The 2,592-nt window shown below is 46.6% G+C and carries 1 protein-coding gene and 1 pseudogene; both read left to right on the plus strand.

Annotated elements, in window-relative coordinates; translation table 11 throughout:
- Window positions 1–2,409, plus strand: a 2,409-nt coding sequence (locus CH376_RS23800; protein ID WP_243398322.1) for an ATP-dependent Clp protease ATP-binding subunit, incomplete at its 5' end; no start/stop codon positions are given.
- 3 nt (window positions 2,410–2,412) lie between these two features.
- A pseudogene (locus CH376_RS23805) lies at window positions 2,413–2,592 on the plus strand (hypothetical protein); the annotation flags it as partial.

Below are 2,592 nucleotides of genomic sequence, written 5' to 3' on the forward strand. Positions count from 1 at the left end.
ATCCTGAACAACCTCAATATTAACCTCAACGAGTTGCGTAAAGAGGTGGAAAGAAGAACGCGCGAAGCATCCGGAGCCTTGCTCATGGACGTCGCCGGCGGTCAGGATCGATATCAAAAAATTATCGAGCTTTCTAAAGAAGAAGCAAAACGTCTCAAACACAATTACGTCGGAACGGAGCACATCCTTCTCGCATTGTTGAGAGATAACAATAATATCGCGGGCGGCGCGCTCTATTCTTTCAGCGTAAATTATAATGTTATCAAGAGTGAAATTCTTCGTTTGCTCGGAGCTCCGCCGACAAGTTCCGTCGGAGTCAGCTCCGCGGCGCAGGCGGGCCCGCAAGGAACGCAGCCTCGTCAGGAGAAAACAAAAACGCCGATCTTAGATGAGTTTGCACGCGATCTTACGCAACTTGCAAAAGATAAGAAATTGGATCCTGTTGTGGGAAGAGCGATCGAGATTCAAAGAGTGATTCAAATTCTTTCCAGAAAGACAAAGAACAATCCGGTTCTCGTCGGAGAATCCGGGGTCGGTAAAACCGCGATTGTAGAAGGGCTCGCCCTTGCGATCGTTGAAAAGAGTGTTCCGGATCTTTTATTCGAGAAGAGAGTTCTTTCTCTGGATCTTGCGTCTTTGATCGCGGGAACCAAATACAGAGGTGAATTTGAGGAACGTCTGAAAAAGATCATGAAGGAAATCACCACTTCCACAAACATCATCATCTTTATCGATGAGCTTCATACTCTGATCGGAGCCGGAGCCGCTGAAGGCGCAGTGGATGCCGCAAATATTCTCAAACCTGCATTAGCAAGAGGAGAACTCCAGTGCATCGGTGCGACGACAAGCGCCGAATATCGGAAATACATTGAAAAAGATTCCGCTTTGGAAAGAAGATTTCAAGTCGTAAAAGTCGCGGAACCTTCGGTAGACGATGCGATTCAGATTCTTCAAGGATTGAAAAAGGCGTACGAAGCCCACCACAAAGTGAGATATTCCGATAAGGCTTTGGAGCAATCCGTAAAACTTTCTCACAGATATATCAACGACCGTTATCTTCCTGATAAGGCGATCGATATCATCGACGAGGCCGGAGCGAAAGCCCGTTTGGCGAATTGCGCACGACCTCAATCGATTAAGGATCTGGAAGAAGAGATCAAATCTCTCGCGACCAAAAAAGAAGAATTGGTCCGCGCACAAGAATACGAAAAGGCCGCCGGAGTTCGCGACGAAGTGAACCGGAAAAAACAGGCTATGGAAGAAAAGATCCGTTCTTGGCAAGAGAAGATGGAAGACTTCGCGGTCAACATCGAGGAAGACGATATTCTTTCCGTGATTTCTTTGTGGACTGGAATCCCATTGGAAAAAATGGAAGAATCCGAATCCGATAAACTTCTCAGACTCGAGGACGAGCTCAAAAAACGAGTCGTCGGTCAGACCGATGCGATTGAGAAAATCGCGAAAGCGGTTCGTCGTGCAAGAACCGGATTTAAGAGCGAAAGACGTCCTACCGGATCGTTTATCTTTCTCGGACCAACGGGAGTCGGTAAAACCGAGCTTGCGAAAGCGCTCGCGAATTTCCTTTTTGGAAACGACGACGCGATGCTTCGTGTGGATATGTCCGAATACATGGAACCACACGCGGTCAGCCGTTTGATCGGAGCTCCCCCCGGTTACGTGGGTTATGACGACGGAGGTCAGTTGACCGAGTTCGTAAGAAAAAAACCGTATTCCATCATTCTTCTGGACGAGATTGAAAAAGCGCACCATGATATTTTCAATATTCTTCTTCAGATTATGGAAGAAGGAAACTTGACCGATACGAAAGGACGCAAGGTCAACTTCAGAGATACGATCATCATCATGACTTCCAACATCGGAGCGAAGGAAATTCAATCCGGAGGAAGACTCGGTTTCGAAGATCGTAAGGACGAAGCGGCGAAGTATAAGTCCGATCAAACCCGCGATCAGTTGAAAAAATACTTCAACCCTGAGTTCTTAAACCGTGTGGACGAAGTGATCTATTTCGGATCTCTCACCAAGGAAAATATCATGGCGATCATCGATATCATGGTGATCGACACGAACAAAAGATTCCGCGAAAAGGCGATCCATGTTTCGATTACTGGTGCGGCCAAAGATCATATCATGGACATCGGTTACGATGAGAAGTTCGGAGCGAGACCGCTTCGGAGAGTTTTCCAAAGAGAACTCGAGGATCACATGGCGGTTCAGACTCTCAAAGGCGCTTACAAGGAACCTACTAAAATCGAAATCGATTTTAAAGAAGGGAAACTTGACTTTGTGGAAACTCCATGGACCGACTACAAACCGGCTGATGCAAAAGCCGGAGGAGACGACAATTCTTCCGGTAATCCCGAAAGGTCGGAAGAAATTGCCTTAGTCTAAAGGATGCCGATTCTTATCCCTGTATTGATTCTGGTTTCCTATCTTCTGATTCGGAGGATATGGTTCCACTTGAGGAAAATCAGAACCATTGCAGGGATCGAGAAAATCTCTCTCTGCGTTTTTCATCCCGATTTATTTCTTCCCGAGGTAAGGGTCTTTTACAAGTATTACTTTCAGGGCGGA

The organism is Leptospira adleri, from assembly GCF_002811985.1.
Lineage (GTDB): Bacteria > Spirochaetota > Leptospiria > Leptospirales > Leptospiraceae > Leptospira > Leptospira adleri.